Here is a 19,692-nt window from a genome sequence, read left to right as displayed (position 1 = left end):
CCCCCCGCCTCCGCCGCCGCCGGGCCCACCGCCGCCGCCACTGTGACCGCCGCAACCGCAGCCGCCTGCGCCACCTATGCCGGCACCGGCGCCAAAGCCATTCCCAAATCCTCCGGGGCCACCAAAGGCACCCAGCCCGCCGCTACTGCCGCCACCAAAGCCCATGCCACCGCCACCACCGTGCCCACCGCCTCCCGCCGCATGTAATGCGTTGATCGAAATGCCGCACAGCACAACCGCTGCGGCTGCCGTCACCAAAGTCGCCTTGAACCCGTTCATGGTTCCCTCCCCGCGCACACTCACTTCGACACACGCACCCCTCGGCCAACATAGGCTGCGTTACGGCGCGAGCACGTCAGCGAAAATCGCGGGCAATAGCTGGCCGTCCCATGCACGCGAGCACAGGAGTACCTCGCCAACAGCCTGCTGGAAGTTCGGGTTGGCGCTTCGCCATACGCGATTCATATACGCGATTTCCGTGCCAATCACTGTAAATTATTGATTTAAAACAAATTAATACCTTAATTTGCGAGACATCGTGAAGCGGTGCGCCGAAAACGTTTCGTTCCTGAAACGCCTACAACACGCCCCATCATTGTGGCAATCCACCGCACGGACGACCGGTTCATGAGGCAAGGTTGAGCGGTGCATGAGGCGCGCATGATGAGCGGCTCGCGTCACAGAACGCCCGGTAGCCGTTCAACGCGAAATGGTGGAATTCAGAAAGGTTTCAGATGTGCAGTTTGGCGAAGCAGAGCGCTCGCCAGAGGGGGGGATGCCGCGACAATGCCCTTAAGGACCCAACGGCTCGACCATGCCCCGACGGCGGGCATGGTCGAACCATCGGCGTGGGGCTTACTTGACTTGCACGGCGGAGAAGTCCTGTCGGCCGAACGGACTCACCTCGTATCCGGTCACGTCCGCGCGCGTGATGACCGCTGCAATCGGGTGCGCCAATGGAATCCAGAGCGCATCGTCCTTGATCATGCGCTGCGCGACCTGATACTTCACGGTTCGCGCGGCGAGATCATGAGAGCGTTTGCCTTCGCTGATCAACTGGTCAAGGTCTTTGTCGCAAAAGCGCGCGAAATTGGTGCCTGATTGCACGGCCGCGCAACTGAACTGCGGCGTCAGAAAGTTATCGGGGTCGCCGTTGTCGCCCGACCAGCCCATGAAGAGCAAATCATGTTCTCCCGCCTTGCCGCGACGAATCAGCTCGCCCCACTCCACGGTCTTGATCCGCGCCCGAACACCAATCCTGGCGAGATCGCTTTGCAGCATCTCGGCGCTCAGACGTGGGTTCGGGTTCAACAGACTGCCCGTCGGGCGCGTCCAGATCGTCGTCTCGAACCCTTGCGGGAAGCCCGCGTCGGCGAGCAACTGCTTCGCTTTGGCGATGTCCAGCGGATACGCGGCCACATTCCTCGCGAAGCTCCACGTATTGGGCGGATACACGTTGGTGGCTGGCGTTGCGGCCCCTTCGAACACCTGCTTGACGTAGTTCGCGCGGTCGAACGCCATGTTCAGCGCCTGACGGACTCGCTTATCGTCGAGCGGCTTGTGCTGGGTGTTGATCGCGACGAACGCCGTCATGAATGCCGGTGTCTCGACCACCCGGAGCGCCTTGTCGCTGCGCGCTGCCTGCACGTCGACCGGTTTGGGCGAGAGCGCGATCTGGCACTCGCCCACCTTCACCTTCTGCGCGCGCACGGCTGCGTCCGGCACAATCGTGTAGATGAGACGATCCGAGGCCGGCGCGCCGCCGAAGTACGATTTGTTGGCGTCGTACCGCACGACGCTGTCCTTCTGATAGCTACGGAAGACAAACGGGCCCGTGCCGATGGGCCGCGCGTTCATCTCGCCCGGCTTGTTGATCGCGATGAGCTTGTCGGCGTACTCGGCCGAATAAATCGACGCGAAGCCCATCGAGAGCATCGACAGGAACACGGCATCCGGCTCGGACAGCGTGAAGCGAACGGTATGGTCGTCGACCTTCTGCACCGATTTGATCAGCTTGCCCAGCGAGAGCGATTGCGCATGCGGGAAGCCCGACGGCGTGAGCTTGTGCCACGGCGCCTTGTCGTCGAGCATGCGCTCGAACGTGAAGACGACGTCGTTGGCATTGAACGCGCGGGTCGGCTTGAACAGGCTGTTGCTGTGGAAGCTCACGTTCGGGCGCAGCGTGAACGTGTAGGTCAGGCCGTCGGGGCTGACGCTCCACTGGGTCGCCAGGCTGGGCACGACCTTGCGTTGCGACGCATCGAACTCGACCAGACGATTGAACACCGGGTCGGCCGACGCATTGGTCGTCGTCAACGAGTTGTAGCGCACGACGTCGAAGCCTTCGGGGCTGGCTTCGGTGCATACGGTGAGCGCCTTGGCATGCGCGGCGAGCGGCACCATCGGCAGCGACAGGGCCGTCAGAGCGGCAGCGAAAATACGGCGCGAGCGACGACGCATGGGTGTCTCCTCCAGGAAGTCGATGACGGTGAAAAACAGCGGGTCAGAATAGCGCAAATTCAGGCCAATCGCCCTTGCGTTGAGGTCCGCGCCGACACTCGCTGTCCCGAATCCTGAAACCGATCGTCAGTTCTGCGAAACGCCGCCCCATCAGGCGCCGGACGGCAGCGTCGGACGATAGCCCAGCGCATGGCTTGCGGACAAGGCTTCGCGGCGCACCGCCTCGCCAATCGGGCCGTCCATGCGCGCGTCGAACCCGCCCGTGGCACCCAGCGCCGTGACGACGCCGACCAAGCGGCCGTCGTAGTTGAAGACCGGCGCGGCCAGCGCGCTGATCCCCGTCAGGTTGGTGTCGCGAACGCTTGCCCCCTGCGCGGCGCGCACCTCGGCACGCAGCGCGCCGATGGGATCGGACGCATCGAGCTGTGCGCGTTGCTCCGGCGAGGCATGGGCCAACTCGGCTTCGGCCATCGCCATCACTTGCGGATCGTCCAGGCATCCGAGAAAAACACGGCCGGCGGCCGACCAGAGCATCGACATTACCGACCCGATGCGCACGTTGATCGTCACGGGCAGGCCCGGCTCCTCGAAACGCACGATGGTCGGTCCCTTGTTGCCCATGACGGCGATGAAGCAGGTGACATCGAAGGCTTCGCGCAAGCGCACGAGCGCCGGTTCGGCCGCACGCACCGGGTCGGCCTGCCGCATGGCCGCCACGCCGATGAGCATCGCTTCGAGTCCGAGATGGTAGTGCTGCGAGTCGGTGTCCTGCGCGGCGAGGCCCTCCTCCACGAGACTCATTAGATACCGATGCACTTTGGCCGGACTTTGCTGTACATGCTGGGCGAGCGCGGTCAGGCTCGCGCGACCGCCCAGCCGGGCCAGCCCCTTGAGCACGACCATGCCGGTCTCGGCCGATTGCACGCGTTGACGGCGCCCGCGCTCGCGCGGTGCGTCGGTAACATCGTCGTCATGATGGGCATCGGTGCGCGATGGCGTGAGGCCGGTCGTCGCGCGTACAGGCGTATCGGCGCTGCGCGGGAGGTCTGCGGTGGGTCGTTTGCTTGTCGTCATCGCCGAGATTTTATGATGCAAAGCGATATTGTCCGGCATCGGCAAGGCTAGAGGTTAACCCCAGTCCACCAAATTACGCAATGCGTATTATATTTACGCTTAATAAATTCCAGGGAGGAGAGGCGCACCGCCCGATCGCGTGATCGCTCCTCTACACTTGTTCCATATTGCGCGTGTCGTCGCGAGCCCAACGCGGCGCTCGTCACACCGGACCCAGAGAGCGTGAACGGATGAGCCAACCGATTGCCCCCACCCCCGACACGGCCGCCGCCGGCGGCTGCCCCTTTCATCAGACGCCTGCCGCCACGGCCCCCAACGGATGCCCTGTGAGCGCCCGTGCCGCGGACTTCGACCCGTTCGAAGACGGCTACCAGCAAGACCCGCCCGAGTACGTGCGCTGGGCGCGCGAGCAAGAGCCGGTGTTCTACAGCCCGAAGCTCGGCTACTGGGTTGTCACGCGCTACGACGACATCAAGGCGATCTTCCGCGACAACCTCACGTTCAGCCCGTCGATTGCGCTGGAAAAGATCACGCCGACCGGACCGGAGGCGAATGCCGTGCTCGCCTCCTACGGCTTCGCGCTCAACCGCACGCTGGTGAACGAAGACGAACCCGCCCACATGCCGCGTCGTCGCGTGTTGATGGAGCCGTTCACGCCCGAGCATCTCAAGCATCACGAGCCGCTGGTGCGCCAACTCGCACGCGACTACGTGGATCGCTTCATCAACGACGGCCGCGCCGATCTCGTCGACCAGATGCTGTGGGAAGTGCCGCTCACGGTGGCGCTGCACTTCCTCGGCGTGCCGGAGGAAGACATGGACAAGCTGCGCGAGTATTCCATCGCGCACACGGTCAACACATGGGGACGCCCCAAGCCCGAAGAGCAGGTGGCCGTGGCCCACGCCGTAGGCAATTTCTGGCAACTGGCGGGCAAGATTCTCGACAAGATGCGCCAGCACCCCGAGGGGTCGGGCTGGATGCAGTACGGCATTCGCAAGCAAAAGGATTATCCCGACGTCGTCACCGATTCGTACCTGCATTCGATGATGATGGCGGGCATCGTGGCCGCGCACGAGACGACGGCCAACGCCACCGCGAACGCCATGAAGCTGCTGCTCCAGCATCCGGACGTCTGGCGCGAGATCTGCGACGACCCATCGCTGATTCCGAACGCCGTCGAAGAGTGTCTGCGTCATAACGGCTCGGTCGCCGCATGGCGCCGTCTGGTCACTCGGGACGTCAACATTGGCGGCATCGACATCGCCGCGGGTGCGAAGCTGCTGATCGTGACCTCGTCCGCCAACCATGATGAAGCGCACTTCGCCGACGCCGACCTGTTCGACATTCGCCGCGAAAACGCGAGCGATCAGTTGACGTTCGGCTACGGCTCGCATCAATGCATGGGCAAGAACCTCGCCCGCATGGAAATGCAGATCTTCCTCGAAGAATTCACGCGCCGGCTGCCGCACATGACGCTGGCAAAGCAGACCTTCACGTATGTGCCGAACACCTCGTTCCGCGGCCCGGAGCATGTGTGGGTCGAGTGGGATCCGGCGCAGAACCCCGAGCGCCGCGACCCCACCGTGCTCACGCGTCATTCGCCCGTGCGCATTGGCGAACCCTCGGGACACAGCGTGACGCGTCCGGTCGTGGTCGAGTCCGTGCTGCCGGTGGCCGACGGCATCGTGAAGCTACGCCTGGTCGCCCCGGACGGCCGCGCGATGCCGCGCTGGGCCCCGGGCTCGCACATCGACATCGAATGCGGCGACACGGGGCTGTCGCGTCAGTATTCGCTGTGCGGCGATCCGGCCGACACCGGCGCGCTGGAAATCGCCGTCCTGCACGAACCGCAAGGCCGTGGCGGTTCGCACTGGGTTCATACGCAAGTGAAAGTCGGTGACCGCCTGCGCATTCGCGGTCCGCGCAATCACTTCCGGCTCGATGAAACGACGCGTCGTGCCATCTTTGTTGCGGGCGGCATCGGCGTCACGCCGATTGCCGCCATGGCGCGGCGCGCGAAAGCACTGGGCATCGACTACGTGATCCATTACAGCGGCCGCAGCCGCCGCACGATGGCGCTGATCGACGAACTCCACGCGCTGCATGGCGAGCGCCTGCATTTGTGGGTGAAAGACGAGGGCCAGCGCGCCGACTACGCCAGCCTGCTCGCCACGCCGCAAGACGGCACGCAAGTCTATGCCTGCGGCCCGCTGCGAATGCTCGACGCCCTCGCACAGTGCTGTGCGCCCTGGCCTGACGACACGCTGCGCGTCGAACACTTCCAGTCGCAACTGAGCACGCTCGATCCCGCAAAGGAGCATGCGTTCGACGTCACGCTCAAGGATTCCGGCATTACGGTGACGGTGCCGGCCGATCAGACGCTGCTCACGGCGCTGCGTGCGGCGAACATCGACGTCCAGAGCGACTGCGAGGAAGGACTGTGCGGTTCCTGCGAGGTGCAGGTGCTGGAGGGTGACGTGGATCACCGCGATGTGGTGCTTACACGCGCCGAGCGCGACGCGAACACGAAGATGATGTCGTGCTGCTCGCGCGCCTGCGGCAAATCGCTGGTGCTGGCGTTATAGGTCGCCGCGTCGGCGCCCGGCGCGCCCAATGGGTTCAGTGGGCGTGCCGCGGCTTGCGCAGCATCGCCAACAGCGCGACGAGCGCGAGCCATGCAAAACCGCACATGACCGTTGCGAGCGGACGCGGCGAGCCGTCGTTGAGCACGCCGAGCAGCCCGCCCGCCGCGAAGCCGAAACCATACTGCACACTGCCCACGAGCGCCGCCGCCGCGCCGGCGCGGGTCGGGTGATTGGCGAGCGCCCCCGCCACCGAATTCGCCGTGATGATGCCGCGCAGCGACATGAACAGAAACAGTAGTGCCACCATCAACGGCAGCCGCGCGCCCCCCAGCCACGCGCTCGCGCACAACACGGTCGTGACGATCGCACAGCCCACAATGCCGGCACGCATCAGGCGATCTGCACCCAACTGCCCCACACGGCGCGAGTTGAACATGGTCATCGCGGCCATGCCGACGATATTGATGCCGAAGAGCACCCCGAAAAACTGCGGCGACACATGGAAGTACTCCATGTACACCAGCGGCGTGCCCGTAATGTAGGTGAACGACGCGCCAAAGACCGCGCCGCCCGCCAGCATGTAGCCGACGAAATGCGGGTCGCGCAACAGATGCCAATAGGACATCAGGACGGCACGCGGTCCACCCGACTGACGCGCATGCACCGCCCCGGTCTCCGGCAAACGCCACAAGGCCAGCATCGCCACCGCGCCGAACACCGCGAGAATGCCGAAGATCGCGCGCCACGTCGTGACGCGCAGCATCTGTCCGCCAACGAGCGGCGCCACGATCGGCGCAACGCTCATCACCAGCAGCATGATCGAAAAGGCGCGCGCACTGTGGCGCGGCCCGTAGACGTCACGCACGATGGCTTGTGCAATCACGGGCATGGCGCATCCACCGAGCGCCTGCACGAAGCGCCACACCATCATGTGATCGATGGTGTCGGCAAACGCACAGCCGATGCTGCCGAAGATGTACAGCGCGATCCCCGCCGCCATCGGCCGACGACGCCCAAATCGGTCCGCGAGCGGCCCCCACAGGAGCTGCCCGAAGGCGAACCCCAGGAAGAAGTAGGAGAGCGTGAGCTGCGTGGTCGCGACACTCGCACCCAGTTCGTGGCGCAACGTCACGAGTCCCGGCAGATACATGTCCGTGGAGGCGGGCGCGATCATCATGAACAGGCCGAGAATGCCCAGCAACACACGCTCGGAAGGCAACGCAGGAGAGAGTTCGGACGTCGATGTCATGATCGTTCTGATGAGTCGGCGCAATGGCTGTCGCGCCGCGGGAGACGCCGCAAAAAAACGACGCCCGCCATGATAACGCTGGCGGGCGTCGCACTTTCATACTCGATGGTTATCGGATCCCTAACCAATGCTTATGGCGCAGCGTTCGGGTCCGGCATCTTTTGACATCGCCACCTCATCCGGCCGTTGCCGCCTGCAGGTTGCCGCCGTCGCTGCGCTGCGTGCGGGCAATCGCCAGCACGCCGATCAACGAAACGCACGCGGGCACCGCCGCCGCCAGGAACAGCGATGACGACGACCATTGCCAATGCATCAGCGCGCCGCCCAGCACCGGACCGAGCACTGAACCGATGCGGCCGATACCGAGGCTCCAGCCAATGCCGGTGGAACGCAACGAGGTGGGGTAATACGTCGCGGCGAGTGCGTTGAGCGCCGGTTGCCCGCCGATGATCGAGAAGCCCGCGAAGAATATGGCGATGAACACCGCGACCATCGACACCATGACCATCGGATTGCCGATCGCCGCCGTCGCCGCCATCGCAATGAGGAACGTCACGGCCAGCACGCTCGTGAAGCCGACGCGATCGATCACGCGGCCGAGGAGTAGCGTGCCGATCACCCCGCCTGCCCACAGCGCGGTGCCCGCCATCACGGCGACCTGCGTCGAATAGCCCGCATCGCGAATCACCGTCGGCAACCAGTTCGACAGGAAGTACATGTCGAGCAAGTTCGCGAAGTTCACGACCCAGAGCAGCAGCGTCACCCGTGCGCGGCCATCTTTGAACAGCTCGACGAACGGCACGCCTTTCGCCTTTTGCTCATCGAGCACGAAGCGGGCGTCGACCGGCACGTTGGCGCCGGGTGCCACGCGCAGCAGTTGCTTGCGAATGTGTGCGTTGTCGCGTTTGCCGAACATCAGGAACTGGATCGACTCGGGCAGCGAGATCCACATCAGCACACCGAGCACCAACGGAATGGCGCCACCGATGTAGAACACCGCGCGCCAGCCCAGGCTCGGAATGATCGCCGCCGTGATGAGGCCGCCAAGCACACCGCCCAGCGTGAAACCGCACGACACGATCATCATGAGCGACACGCGAATGCGGCGCGGGCTGTACTCGCCGGCAAGCGCCATCGCGTTCGGCATGATGCACCCCAGGCCCAGCCCGGCCGCAAAGCGCCAGACGACCAGTTCCGTAATCGTGTTGGCGAAACCGGTGACGATCATGCACGCCGAAAAGCACAGGGTCGCGCCAATGAGCACCGGGCGACGGCCCAGCTTGTCGGCCAGCGCCGAAAAGGTCAGCGAGCCGACCAGCATGCCGAACAGCCCCGCGCCGAATACCGGCGAGAGTGTTTCCTTGGCAATGCCCCATTCCCGAATCACCACCGGCGCGACATACCCCATCGACTGGACATCGAAGCCATCGACCACCAGGCACATCGCGCACAATGCAATCACCCACCACTGATAAGCGCCCAGACGGCTCTCGTCGATCAGTGCGCCCACATTCACTTCTGCTGCTTTCATTTTGTCTCCCAACGTTTTTCGCAACTTCGTGGCATTGCGTTCCCGGTCGAGGGGCTGGCGACGGCCTATTCCCGTCGCGGCCTCGTCCCAGGCGCCTCGTTGCCCGAATCCAGCAAACAAGGCATGTCATGCGCCGGATCGAACGGCGAATCCACCCAATTCCGTCGCGCATGAAATTACGCTTTGCGGAAGTTTATATCGCCAAACGTAAATCAATGCTTAGTGTTAACACTGAGATTTTCAGGACATGCAAACGCGACGGGTGCGGGAATCCGAGCGAGATCGGTGGAACCTCGGCTCACGGACACGGCGTTCAGCTTTGTGGTTTTTCTCCATCGGAACGATGGGAGCCGCCCTGGCAAAATGCCAGTGGGCTATACAGGCGGGGGAATTGGGCGATGGATGCGACGAAAAGCGACGAATTGTCGCAGTTGGCGTTTTTCTACAAATTTTCTTACGAAGGTTAACCCGTCTAGGGATTTCCCTGATATAGTTACACCTGTCTCCTCCACCTCCTCCTGGTGGATTTCACGGCCAGCAACTTGCTGGCCGTTTTTTTTGCTCGCCGATCCTGCCCTTAGGGGCATTCAGTGGGATGTCTGACTCTCGTGCGCGACGCGATCTTCGATGCGGCGCTCGATCCGTTTTCGGACCATTGCCGCGGCCTCGGACGCATCATGGGCATCGATGCTCGAAAATTCGCAACGTCCGATGTAGTGCCCCTCACAATAGGCATCGACGGCACCATCAAAACGTTCGTCGGTACGCGGCGTAACCGCCCCCTCCAAGTCGAACGGGCGCCCCGGCGGCGTGTGGCTGACGTAGTGCCAGGAAAACCGAAAAGATTGCATCACAAGTCCCCTTCAATCCAGCGGCAGCGATCACGCTGCCGACCGATGCTGTTTTTCAGGAAATCCTAGCATGTTAAGGAATCTCGACAAACGGTCGAAAAAAAAGCGGCCCGCCTGATCGGCGAGCCGGATAGTCCGTGGAGGTCGGGGGCACATCTGAGCCACGGCAACTCCACTCTAGCCCCGAATCACTGTCGCTATTCTCGGTAATTGTCCGGATCCGGCGTAAATAGTTTGTCCGTCGTCGACATCGCGACGTCGTTCTCGAAGCGAGACTGCCACGCTCGCTCGTCGTGTCCTCGGAAGGGAACGCATCGGCCAACATCGCCCGCAGATACTCGACAATCCGGCAAGCCGATACCGCAAAACAGGGGGGGACGAAATGGGGTCGGCGCTACGGTAACGTTAGGCTCCCCGTCCTCCTTCCCACGACCTCGCCATGACGCTCAAATTTCGCAATCCGGCGAACGGAGATGTCGTCGAGATCACGCGTCTGTCGTGTGTCGCCGCCTTCTTCCTCGGTCCGCTTTACCTCATGGCCTACGGATTCACGTGGCATGCGCTCGCCTGGACCCTCCTCGCCATCGGACCCGCGTTGATCTGGAAGGAATCGGCGTTAGCGTTTTCGCTGCCCGCCACTTGCCTGCTCTACTCGCTGATGATTCATCCGCTGCTCATCGGCAAGCTGCGCGCCAATGGCTGGCTGCCCACGCGCGACGACGCCGTGCCCAGCCCTCGCCAGCGCGGCTACGACGTGTACGGCGATGCGCCGGCCCTCCGGCGCGCGGACGCAGGCCACCCCCTCCCCGCGACGCCACGCCCTGCCGCCAACGATGGCGAGTCGTCGGCGTAACGCGACAAGCCGTGCCCGAACAGCACCGAGGCGATCAGACGGGCGACGTTACGCTGTCGCCAGTGTCAGGTGAGGCCTGCGGCGACATTGCAATGAATCGATCGATCGCCGCCGAGGCGTGTTCGGCGCGATAAGCGAGGCTGATCGGTGCGAGCGGCACGTCACCCTCGATCGGCCAGAACCCCATGCCGGGCGTGCGGATCTGACTGACCGACGCGGGCACGAGCGACACCCCGAACCCCGCCGCGACCATGGGCACGATCGACGTGATCTGCGGCGCCTCCTGCCCGAGCTTCGGGTGAAATCCAGCCGACTCGCAGGCCGCAATCGTGCGGTCATACAGCGCGGGACTGATCTCGCGCGGCAGCAGGATGAACTCGTCGCGGGCGAGCGCGGCCAGCGGCACGCGCTTGCGCGCGCACATCGCGTGGCCGAGCGGCAACACCAGCACCATCGGCTCGTCGACGACCGGCACCATGACGATTCCGGGCGGCACCTCGAACGGCGTGCGCACAAACGCCACGTCGACCGCTTCGTCGACCAGCGCCGTGAGCAGACTGGCCGTGTTGCTCTGTTGCGGATGCAGTTGCACGTCCGGATAGCGTGCGCGGAAGTCACGGATCCACGCCGGAATGCGGGGCTCGAAGTAGGTCGCGCCCGCAAACCCGATACGGATCTGCCCCGCCTCGCCGCGTGAGATCTGCTGCATCCGGCGCTTGACGCGCTCTACTCGCTCCAGCACCTGCCGCGCTTCCGGCAGGAACGCCTCCCCCAGCTCCGTGAGGACGACATCGCGCGGCAGACGCACGAACAACGGCCCGCCCAATTCGGCCTCGAGTTGCCGAATCTGCAAGCTCAACGGCGGTTGCTGAATGCCGACACGCGCCGCCGCCCGCGTGAAGTGGCGTTCTTCGGCGACCGCAATGAAATATTGCAAATGTCGCAATTCCATGACCGCTCCTCTGTCTGCCCGGCCCCATTGGGGTTCCCGTCATTCATACATAAAAGGTATCCAAATAGCGTCTTGAATATATTGGAAATGTGACCGATGGGTCAATACACTGCGAATCAGGCGCGGACAGGCTTGCCCTTAGCTGCCACGCCGAAAGATCAAGGGATTCGAATAAGAGAGACGAGGAGCCTGAAGATGTTTGAAGACCGCATCCGCCTGGCGTCGCTGCGCGACCGGGTGATGAGTGCCGACGAAGCGGCAATGTTGGTGCGAGACGGCATGGTGGTCGGCATGAGCGGGTTCACCCGCGCCGGCGACGCCAAGGACATGCCCATCGCGCTGGCCAAGCGGGCCAAGGCCCACCCGATGAAGATCACGCTGATCACGGGGGCGTCGCTCGGACACGATTCCGACAAGACGCTGACCGAAGCGGGCGTGCTGGCGAAGCGTCTGCCGTTCCAGGTCGACACGACGCTGCGCGGCGCGATCAATCGCGGCGACGTGATGTTCGTCGATCAGCATTTGTCGGAGACTGTCGAATTCCTGCGCACCGGACAGTTCGGCGCGCTCGACGTGGCCGTGATCGAGGCGGTCGCCATCACGGAAGACGGCGGGCTCGTGCCGAGTTCGTCGGTCGGCAATTCGGCGAGCTTTGCGATCCTCGCGGACAAGGTGATTGTCGAGATCAACCTCGCGCAGCCGCTCGCCTTCGAAGGCATGCACGACATCTGGATTCCGGGTCAGCGTCCGCATCGCGCACCGTTGCCCATCGTCGACGTGCGCGATCGCGTCGGCACGAACGTGGTGAAGATTGCGCCGGAGAAGATCGCCGCCATCGTTATCACCGACACGCCGGACAGCGCCTCCAACGCGCTGCCGCCCGATGCGGACACGCAGAACATCGCCGGCCACCTCATCGAATTTTTCCAGCACGAAGTCTCGCGCGGCCGCCTGCCGCGCACGCTGCCTGCGATTCAGTCGGGCATCGGCACCATTGCCAATGCGGTGCTCACGGGCTTCATCGACTCGCCGTTCGAGAACCTCACGATGTACTCCGAGGTGCTGCAGGACTCGACGTTCGAACTCATGGATGCGGGCAAGATGGTGTTCGCGTCGGGGTCGTCGATCACGGTGTCGCAAGCCGTGCAGGATCGTGTTTTCAAGCATCTCGAGCGCTATCGCGACAAGCTCGTGCTGCGTCCGCAGGAGGTCAGCAACCATCCTGAAGTCATTCGACGGCTGGGGTTGATCGCACTCAACACCGCGCTCGAAGCGGACATTTACGGCAACGTGAATTCCACGCACGTCGGTGGCACGCACATGATGAACGGCATCGGCGGCTCGGGCGACTTCGCTCGCAACGCCCGCATGGCGATCTTCGCCACCAAGTCGATTGCAAAGGACGGAAAGATCTCGAGCATCGTGCCGATGGTGCCGCACGTCGACCACAACGAGCACGACGTGGACATCCTCGTGACGGAGCAAGGCCTGGCCGATCTGCGCACGCTCGCCCCGCGCGAGCGCGTGAACCTGGTGATCGATCATTGCGCGCACCCGAGCTACCGAGAAGTGTTGCGCGACTACTATCGCGACGCCCTGCGCTATGGCGGGCAGACGCCGCACGCGCTGGAACACGCGTTCGACATGCACGTCAACTTGCGCGAGCGTGGCTCGATGCTGGCGGGCAGATGACATCGCCGACGGTCGCCAACGCCGACGGGCGGGCGACCGGATGCGACGACCGTTGCGATGGATGCGACGGGCTCAACCATTGCGATGGCGCCGACGCGCATTGTCGACGCCGGGGAAGAACATGGGACGCATGCGGTCCTGTGGGCCGAACGCCGATGCGGGCGTTCAGGCATTCGCGGCTCGCCGGCGTGCGCAGGCGAGCCGCTTTTTATATGTGTGCGCGTGGCGTCGTTATCGAAACGAGAAGCAGCGGCCATTGCTTCAACGATCCAGCGGGTGGGTAATTCTCCGCGGCGTCGCCACTTTCGTCACATGAAGGTCCCACCGGCGACCGTCACTCGCTGGCCGCCTCGGCCTCAGTCTGCTCGATGGCCTCGACGATGATGCGCAGCGTGGCGTCGAGGTGTGATTGCATGTGCCGCCGGGCCGCATCCACGTCGCGGGCGCGGTACTCGTCGAGCATCGTCTGGTGTTCCCCATTGCTCACGTCGACATGCGCGGGACGCATATGGAGCGACAACGCAATGTAGGGGCCCGACGCATCGCGCAGGGTCTTGATCAGGTGCGCCAGTCGGGAGTTGTCCTGCGACGCCCATAGCGCCGCGTGAAACGCCTGGTTCAGTTCGGTCCATTTGGCGACGTCCGACGTCGCGAGCATCTCGGTGTGCAGCGCCTGGGCGTTGGCGATGTCCCCCTCCCGAAGCGTGGCCATCGCTTGCTCGACCATCATCGGTTCGAGCGTTTTGCGCAGACGGTACAGCTCGTTGACGTCGTCGATCGTAAGACCGCGTACCACGGCACCACGGTGAACGTCGAAAAACACGAGCCCCTCGGACACCAGCGTGCGCAGCGCTTCGCGCACGGGCGTCGTCGACATCTCCAGACGGCGCGCGAGATCGTCCTGCCGAAGCCGGTCGCCCGCCTTCAACTTGCCTTGCAGAATCTCGGCACGCAACGTCTCGATGGCATATTGGTAGGCCGTGAGCCGGCGACGGCCTGACGTGCCGGAGACGCTCGATGCGCTCGATGCGCTCGATAGGCTCGGTGTGCCGGACACGCTGGCCGATGCAGAAGGCGTGCTTTTCAAAGGAGTGCCGTGTGTGGATTATCGACGCGCGAGTGTACTCCAGTTAGCCAGCGCTTCCCCAACGGCGCCGGGCGCAACGCCCGACGCGATGAGCGCCGCCACCAGAAGCCGGGCCTTGAGCGCCGAGAGCCAACCGGCCATGTGCGCGCCGCGCCGAACCAGGTCGATTTCAGCACCGACATACCCATAGGTTTCACACGCCGTCGGCCCGCTCGCCGCGCGACTGGCGACCACCACCGGCACTTGCTCGGCCAGCGCACCGATGCGCTGCGCGAATCCAAAGGAGACGTGTCCCGCGCCCTGCCCGGCAATCACGACGGCCTCGTAGCCGCCCTTCACCGCCAGCTCCGCCAGTTCGCCGTCATCGCCCAGCACGGCTGCCACCAGCGCGACCTTCGGCCACGCACGCATGGGTCGCGTAAGGGCGTGCGGGCGCGCCTGGCGTGCATGAAAGAACGCTGGGCCGCCTTCGACGAGACGTGCGGCGACGCCGCCGTCGCGCGACACAAACGCCTGCACCGCGAGCGAATCGCCCTTGCTGACCCACCGCGCGTAATGCGCCGTGTCGTTCATCACGACGAGCACGCCGCGTTCGACGCTCTCGGGATGCACCGCTACCCTGACGGCCGCCAGCAGATTCGCAGGACCGTCCGCGCCTGCGGCCTGCGGCGCGCGCATCGCCCCCGTGAGAATCAGCGGCGCGGGCAGTGTCCAGAACAAATCCAGCAGGAAGGCCGTTTCCTCGAGCGTGTCGGTGCCCTGCGTAAGCACGACGCCCACTGCCCCTGCCGCGACCTGTTGCTCGGCCCAGGCGAGCGCCTCCATCAGGTCGTCATAGCGCAGCGACGCGCTCGGCAGTTGTCGAAGCGATGCCGTCGTGATCATCGCCACGTCGGACAATCCGGGCACCGAGCGGGCCAGTTGCGCGGCGTCAAGCGTGGGGACGACGCCACCGGCGGCGTCTGAGGGGGTCATGCTGATCGTGCCGCCAAGCGAGGCGACGGCAACCACGGGAAGCGAATTGGGCATCGGGGATCGGTATCTGATTTCAGTCGATATGCATTATGCATTATATATAATCGACACTCGTCGGCATGCTGTCAGCCAGATACGGCTATTCGTTGATGTTTGTCGCGACTGCGGTGGCGACTGCGGTGGGCGCGTGTTGGCGATGCTGTGCCGGTGCGGTCAAGGGCTGGACCGGAAGGGGGGCGGCGCGATGCCAGGACGCATCGGCCTGATTCGACGTGAAGCGCTCGCCCACCGATGCGGGGGCGGGCGCTTCACGCCATTTAGCAGTTGCCCTTCTTCGCCTGTCCCGGCGGACAGAAGCCATTCCCCGGGCCGCCACGCCCGCCATAACCGCCATCGTCAGGAAGATAGACGGCGCAACTTGCCAGCAGGACCGTGGTAGCGACGAGCAGAAAGGAGAGCTTGCGCATTGGGGGGTATCTCCGAATGATGTGTCGTCATTCTACCCGTGACCTGTCTCGCAAGCCCGCGCGTGACGGGGACTGCTCCGTCACGCGAACCGATAACGCCGATGTCCGTGCGTCAGGCTCAAGCCACCTCGGCCTTTCCGGTCAGTTGTGTTTCATCGCCCTTGCGCGTCAGCAACAGCAGCGTCGTCACGCTGATGAGGGTCAACACGGCGAGCGGCATCAGCGCGAGCGAATAGCTGCCCGTCGCGGCCTTCACCCATCCGTAGACATTCACCATCAATCCGCCGCCAAGCAGGTTGGCGATGGCGTTGACGGTGGCAAGACCGGCCGCAACCGCACTGTTCGAAAGCATGTCGGTCGCCAGTGCCCAGAACGGGCCTTTGAACGAGTACGCACCGACCAACACCGCGCAGAGCATACCGAGCGTCGGCACCAGCGTTCCGCTCAACGAAGTGCCAAACAACCCGAGACCGATCAGCAGCATCGGCACGACCGTATGCCAACGGCGTTCGCCGAGCCGGTCCGAACGGCGGCCCCAATACACCATCAGCACGGATGAGAGCGCGTAAGGCACGGAGTTCAGCAGGCCGGTCTGCATGACGGTGAGGCCGAACGATTTCAGCAACTGCGGCTGCCAGACGGACAACGTGCTGCCCGCCGCCGAGGCACAGGTGTCGACGAGTGCCAGGCACAGCACGTAACGGTTGCGGAAGAGCTTCGTCAACGGCATCGACAAGACCTTCTTTGGCGCCTTGTGCTCGGCGGCGAGCGTGCTCGCGAGCCATGTCCGCTCGTCCTCATTTAGCCATTTCGCGTCTTTCGGCTTGTTGGCCAGGAGGAACAGGCAGGCAATGCCCAGCAGGATCGTGGGCACACCCTCGAGAATAAAGAGCCAGTGCCAACCGCGCAGACCGGCGATACCGTCCATCTGAAGCAGTAGCGCGGAAATCGGCGAACCGATGAAACTTGCTGCCGGAATGGCCACCATGAACGTTGCCACGATACGCGCGCGATACGACGCCGGAATCCAGTACGAGAGGTACAGCAGGACCCCCGGGAAGAAGCCGGCTTCGGCCGCACCCAGCAGGAATCGAAGAACGTAGAAACTCGTCGCGTTGTGCACCAACGCCATCGCCGCCGACACAATGCCCCACGTGATCATGATGCGAGCGATCCAGAGTCGCGCGCCATACTTCTGAAGCGCGAGATTGCTCGGCACTTCACAGAAGAAGTAGGAGATGAAGAACAGGCTGCTACCGAATCCGAACACGCGCGCCGACATGCCAAGATCGTGATTCATCTGGAGCGAGGCCATGCCGACGTTGCCTCGGTCGATGAAGGCGAGCAGGTAACACACCATCAAGAACGGGACGAGACGCCACACGACCTTCCGTACGGTCTCGCGCTCGATGGCGGATTGCTCCCTAACACCCGTGAGTTGCATCGTTGTCTCCCAATTTATTGTGCACCGGAGCGCTATTGTCTGAGTCGTTGCGTGGCGATAGCGGACACGCCCGCGGCGGCCAGTACGGTGTCCCATACGGCAGCCATCGCCGCGATGGGTGTCCCCACGCCTGGCGCGTCCGACGCCGCTATGAAAGCGTCGTTCCGCGGGTTTCCGGCGCGAAGAAGACGACAATCGCAGCGGCGATGAAGGCGACGATCGTCGTGGACAGCCCAAGGACAAAGCCGCCCGACGTCGACGCTAGCGCGCCGATGACCAGCGGTGCGATGAAGCCACCAAGTCGTCCGCCGTTGTAGGCGAGTCCCATGAAGAAACCGCGCTTCGCGGTGTTTCCGATGATTTCTGCGAGGAACGGCCCGGCGCCGGCAAAAATCCCGTTGACGCTGAACCCCGTGAGGAATATCGCCGCCATGAGCAGCATCGCGTTCGACGACAGGATGTACACGAGCACAGCCCCCGCGCCCACCAGCAGATAGGCCAGGAACATCGGACGGCGACCAAGGCGGTCGACAAAGGCCGAGAACAGCAGGAACCCCGTGATGGCGCCGAACTGAAGCGCGAGCACAAACTTCAAGCTATGCACGAAGTCGATGTGTTTCACCGTGACGAGGAATGTCGGCGTCCAGGTGAACACACCCCAGTAGAGGTATTGCAGGAAGAAGATGAACGTGAACGCGAGCAGAAGACCGCGAACGTTGAGCTTCTCGTCGCCCGCCTGGGTGCCGCTCGCGGGCGTTGCGCTCGCCTGCCGCCGCTCGAGCCAGATGGGCGACTCAGGCGTCTTGCGTGCCACCCAGAAGAGGATGAAGAACGGCAGCGCGCCAATCAGGAAAAGCAGACGCCAACCGCTGTCGACAAGACCGCCGTACGCGGCGCTCACGATGCCGGAAATCGCAATCGCGAGAATGGCGCCGATGGGCAGCCCCATCTGCATAAGCGCCCCACCCTTGCCGCGACGGCTCGCATGCCAGGTCTCTGCAATGAGGGCTGCGCCGGCAGTCCATGTCCCGCCCATGCCCAACGCCCCGAAAAAGCGCAGCGTCGCAAACCAATGCTCGTTGGGCGCGAACGCCAGCAAGCCGGAAAACAGTGAGTAGATGCCAATGCACAGCAGCGCCGTGCGCACGCGGCCCAAGCGATCGGAGACGTAGCCGAAGAGAATGCCGCCGACGATCTGCCCGGCCGCCGTGATGCTGGTGAACAGGCCGAGCTGCGCCTTGCTCAATCCAAACTGAAGGGCCAGCGTCGGCAGCAAAAGCGAGAGCAGGAACGAGTCGTAGCTCTCGAACGTCCATCCCAGGCCAGCCAGCGAGAGCGAGCGCCATTCGCCCTTGGTGATCGCCTTGTAGCCGCTCCCGTGTCCCGTATCGGTGAGGCTTGCCTCGGAGAGGCTTGCACTAGTATTCATTCTTTGTCTCCTGACATATCCAAGCGATAAACTGACGCGGCCGTGCGGCTGAACAGCGCCGCCTTTTCATCGGCCGACATCGCACTCGCCAATCTTTTGAAGGCATTCCACAGAACGCCGTAGCTGAACATCCCCTTGTCGACGGGGAAATTGCTCTCGAACAGGCAGCGGTTCGCACCGAAGAGGTCGAGGCAGGTGTCGAAATACGGCCGCCATGCGGCGGCGAGCATGTCGGACGACGGGGGCAATTCGTTTGCGGCAAACCCGAAACCGAACACGCTCAGGCCCGCACCACCCAACTTGATCACGGTGTTCGGCAGACTGGCCAGTCGCGCCAGCCCGCGCGTCCAGCGCGCCCAAACGTCCTCTGCGGTGTTGGCGTGAGGCCCGACGCCCAGGGGGCCGCCAAAGTGATCGATGACGACAGTCACCTCCGGTGCACTCAGCGCCAGCGCATACAGCTGATCGAGTTGCGTGTGATAAACCCAGGCATCGAGCGACAGGCCGTACTTCGCGAGGGTTCGCACGCCCTGCTGAAACGCCGGGTTTTCCATGAGGTCGCGCGGCGGCGTGACGGGACTGGAACTGACCGCAGGACTCTCGTGCCACGCGAGCGGATTGCGAATCCCGCGCAGCCTGCCCCCGGACACCTGCAGCATGGCCTCGAGTACGCCCTCCAGATCCCACCCCAGCGTCAGGTCCGCGCCCCCGACGATGGCCTGGCAGACCCTCGTCGGCCCGTAAGCCCCACTGGCGAACATGGCCGCGACACCGTTGGCGAACTCGACTTCTCCGAGCGGTTTCATCGGCTCCGGACCATCGCGTCGGAGCATCGATCGACACTGGACATAGACCGTCGACACAATGCGGTGCCCGCTCGCGACATCCTTGCCGAATTCATCGGCGAGATACCGCCCGGTTTGACGGTCCCAGAGATGGTGATGCGCGTCGACGATGGGCAGCGCCGGTTCGAGCGCGGCTTCTTCGCGCAAGGCCAGCCACGCTTCGCGAACCGTCAGGTGAGGCGCATGGACAATTTGCAT

The 19,692-nt window shown here is 63.8% G+C and carries 15 protein-coding genes and 1 pseudogene; 4 read left to right on the top strand and 12 right to left on the bottom strand.

All coding sequences use genetic code 11. The annotated features are described in order from the left end of the window. Positions 1 to 207, top strand: a pseudogene (locus A985_RS28030) (hypothetical protein); the annotation flags it as partial. Between the two features lie 132 nt (positions 208 to 339). Here A985_RS28030 and A985_RS29635 read toward each other — a convergent pair. The 3 genes from A985_RS29635 to A985_RS0103070 form a co-directional block, all read right to left on the bottom strand. After that, a complete protein-coding gene (locus tag A985_RS29635; RefSeq protein ID WP_017231966.1) occupies positions 340 to 465 on the bottom strand; it encodes a hypothetical protein in 126 nt (41 codons plus the stop codon). A 390-nt stretch (positions 466 to 855) separates the two neighbouring features. Next, positions 856 to 2,460: an ABC transporter substrate-binding protein gene (locus tag A985_RS0103075; protein ID WP_017231965.1), complete on the bottom strand. Its 1,605-nt coding sequence runs from the start codon at positions 2,458 to 2,460 to the stop codon at positions 856 to 858. A 150-nt stretch (positions 2,461 to 2,610) separates the two neighbouring features. After that, positions 2,611 to 3,534: an IclR family transcriptional regulator gene (locus A985_RS0103070; RefSeq protein ID WP_232424498.1), complete on the bottom strand. Its 924-nt coding sequence runs from the start codon at positions 3,532 to 3,534 to the stop codon at positions 2,611 to 2,613. Between the two features lie 230 nt (positions 3,535 to 3,764). On the opposite strand from A985_RS0103070, the gene A985_RS0103065 reads away from it, so the two are divergent. After that, positions 3,765 to 6,119 carry a cytochrome P450/oxidoreductase gene (locus A985_RS0103065; RefSeq protein ID WP_017231963.1) on the top strand — a complete coding sequence of 785 codons (2,355 nt, stop codon included), beginning with the start codon at positions 3,765 to 3,767 and terminating at the stop codon, positions 6,117 to 6,119. 34 nt (positions 6,120 to 6,153) lie between these two features. Here the strand turns inward: A985_RS0103065 and A985_RS0103060 are convergent, their stop codons facing one another. Both A985_RS0103060 and A985_RS0103055 read right to left on the bottom strand, forming a co-directional pair. Continuing rightward, positions 6,154 to 7,368, bottom strand: coding sequence for a multidrug effflux MFS transporter (locus tag A985_RS0103060; protein ID WP_083902175.1), 1,215 nt, complete (start codon positions 7,366 to 7,368; stop codon positions 6,154 to 6,156). A 175-nt stretch (positions 7,369 to 7,543) separates the two neighbouring features. Beyond that, positions 7,544 to 8,899, bottom strand: a complete 1,356-nt coding sequence (locus A985_RS0103055) for an MFS transporter (protein ID WP_017231961.1) — start codon at positions 8,897 to 8,899, stop codon at positions 7,544 to 7,546. Positions 8,900 to 10,189: 1,290 nt separating this feature from the next. On the opposite strand from A985_RS0103055, the gene A985_RS23955 reads away from it, so the two are divergent. Then, positions 10,190 to 10,603 carry a hypothetical protein gene (locus A985_RS23955; RefSeq protein ID WP_017231959.1) on the top strand — a complete coding sequence of 138 codons (414 nt, stop codon included), beginning with the start codon at positions 10,190 to 10,192 and terminating at the stop codon, positions 10,601 to 10,603. Positions 10,604 to 10,637: 34 nt separating this feature from the next. Here the strand turns inward: A985_RS23955 and A985_RS0103040 are convergent, their stop codons facing one another. Beyond that, positions 10,638 to 11,555, bottom strand: coding sequence for a LysR family transcriptional regulator (locus A985_RS0103040; protein ID WP_017231958.1), 918 nt, complete (start codon positions 11,553 to 11,555; stop codon positions 10,638 to 10,640). 195 nt (positions 11,556 to 11,750) lie between these two features. On the opposite strand from A985_RS0103040, the gene A985_RS0103035 reads away from it, so the two are divergent. Next, complete coding sequence (locus A985_RS0103035) at positions 11,751 to 13,247, top strand: acetyl-CoA hydrolase/transferase family protein (RefSeq protein ID WP_017231957.1); 1,497 nt, start codon at positions 11,751 to 11,753, stop codon at positions 13,245 to 13,247. 334 nt (positions 13,248 to 13,581) lie between these two features. On the opposite strand, the gene A985_RS0103030 is transcribed toward A985_RS0103035, so the two are convergent. The 6 genes from A985_RS0103030 to A985_RS0103005 form a co-directional block, all read right to left on the bottom strand. Beyond that, on the bottom strand, positions 13,582 to 14,334 hold the full coding sequence (locus tag A985_RS0103030) for a GntR family transcriptional regulator (RefSeq protein ID WP_083902174.1): 753 nt from the start codon (positions 14,332 to 14,334) through the stop codon (positions 13,582 to 13,584). Between the two features lie 18 nt (positions 14,335 to 14,352). Continuing rightward, a complete protein-coding gene (locus A985_RS23950) occupies positions 14,353 to 15,363 on the bottom strand; it encodes an asparaginase (RefSeq protein ID WP_017231955.1) in 1,011 nt (336 codons plus the stop codon). 263 nt (positions 15,364 to 15,626) lie between these two features. Further along, on the bottom strand, positions 15,627 to 15,776 hold the full coding sequence (locus A985_RS28400) for a hypothetical protein (RefSeq protein ID WP_017231954.1): 150 nt from the start codon (positions 15,774 to 15,776) through the stop codon (positions 15,627 to 15,629). A 118-nt stretch (positions 15,777 to 15,894) separates the two neighbouring features. Further along, on the bottom strand, positions 15,895 to 17,220 hold the full coding sequence (locus tag A985_RS0103015; RefSeq protein ID WP_017231953.1) for an MFS transporter: 1,326 nt from the start codon (positions 17,218 to 17,220) through the stop codon (positions 15,895 to 15,897). 148 nt (positions 17,221 to 17,368) lie between these two features. After that, entirely contained in the window at positions 17,369 to 18,649 is a 1,281-nt protein-coding gene (locus A985_RS0103010) for an MFS transporter (RefSeq protein WP_017231952.1), read from the bottom strand. After that, positions 18,646 to 19,692, bottom strand: a complete 1,047-nt coding sequence (locus A985_RS0103005) for an amidohydrolase (protein WP_017231951.1) — start codon at positions 19,690 to 19,692, stop codon at positions 18,646 to 18,648. Before A985_RS0103005 ends, A985_RS0103010 begins: the two co-directional genes overlap by 4 nt.

This window comes from Pandoraea sp. B-6 (genome assembly GCF_000282835.1).
Taxonomy (GTDB): Bacteria; Pseudomonadota; Gammaproteobacteria; order Burkholderiales; family Burkholderiaceae; genus Pandoraea; species Pandoraea cepalis.
Note: the sequence above shows the minus strand (reverse complement) of the source record. Positions and strands in the feature narration are given on the sequence as shown.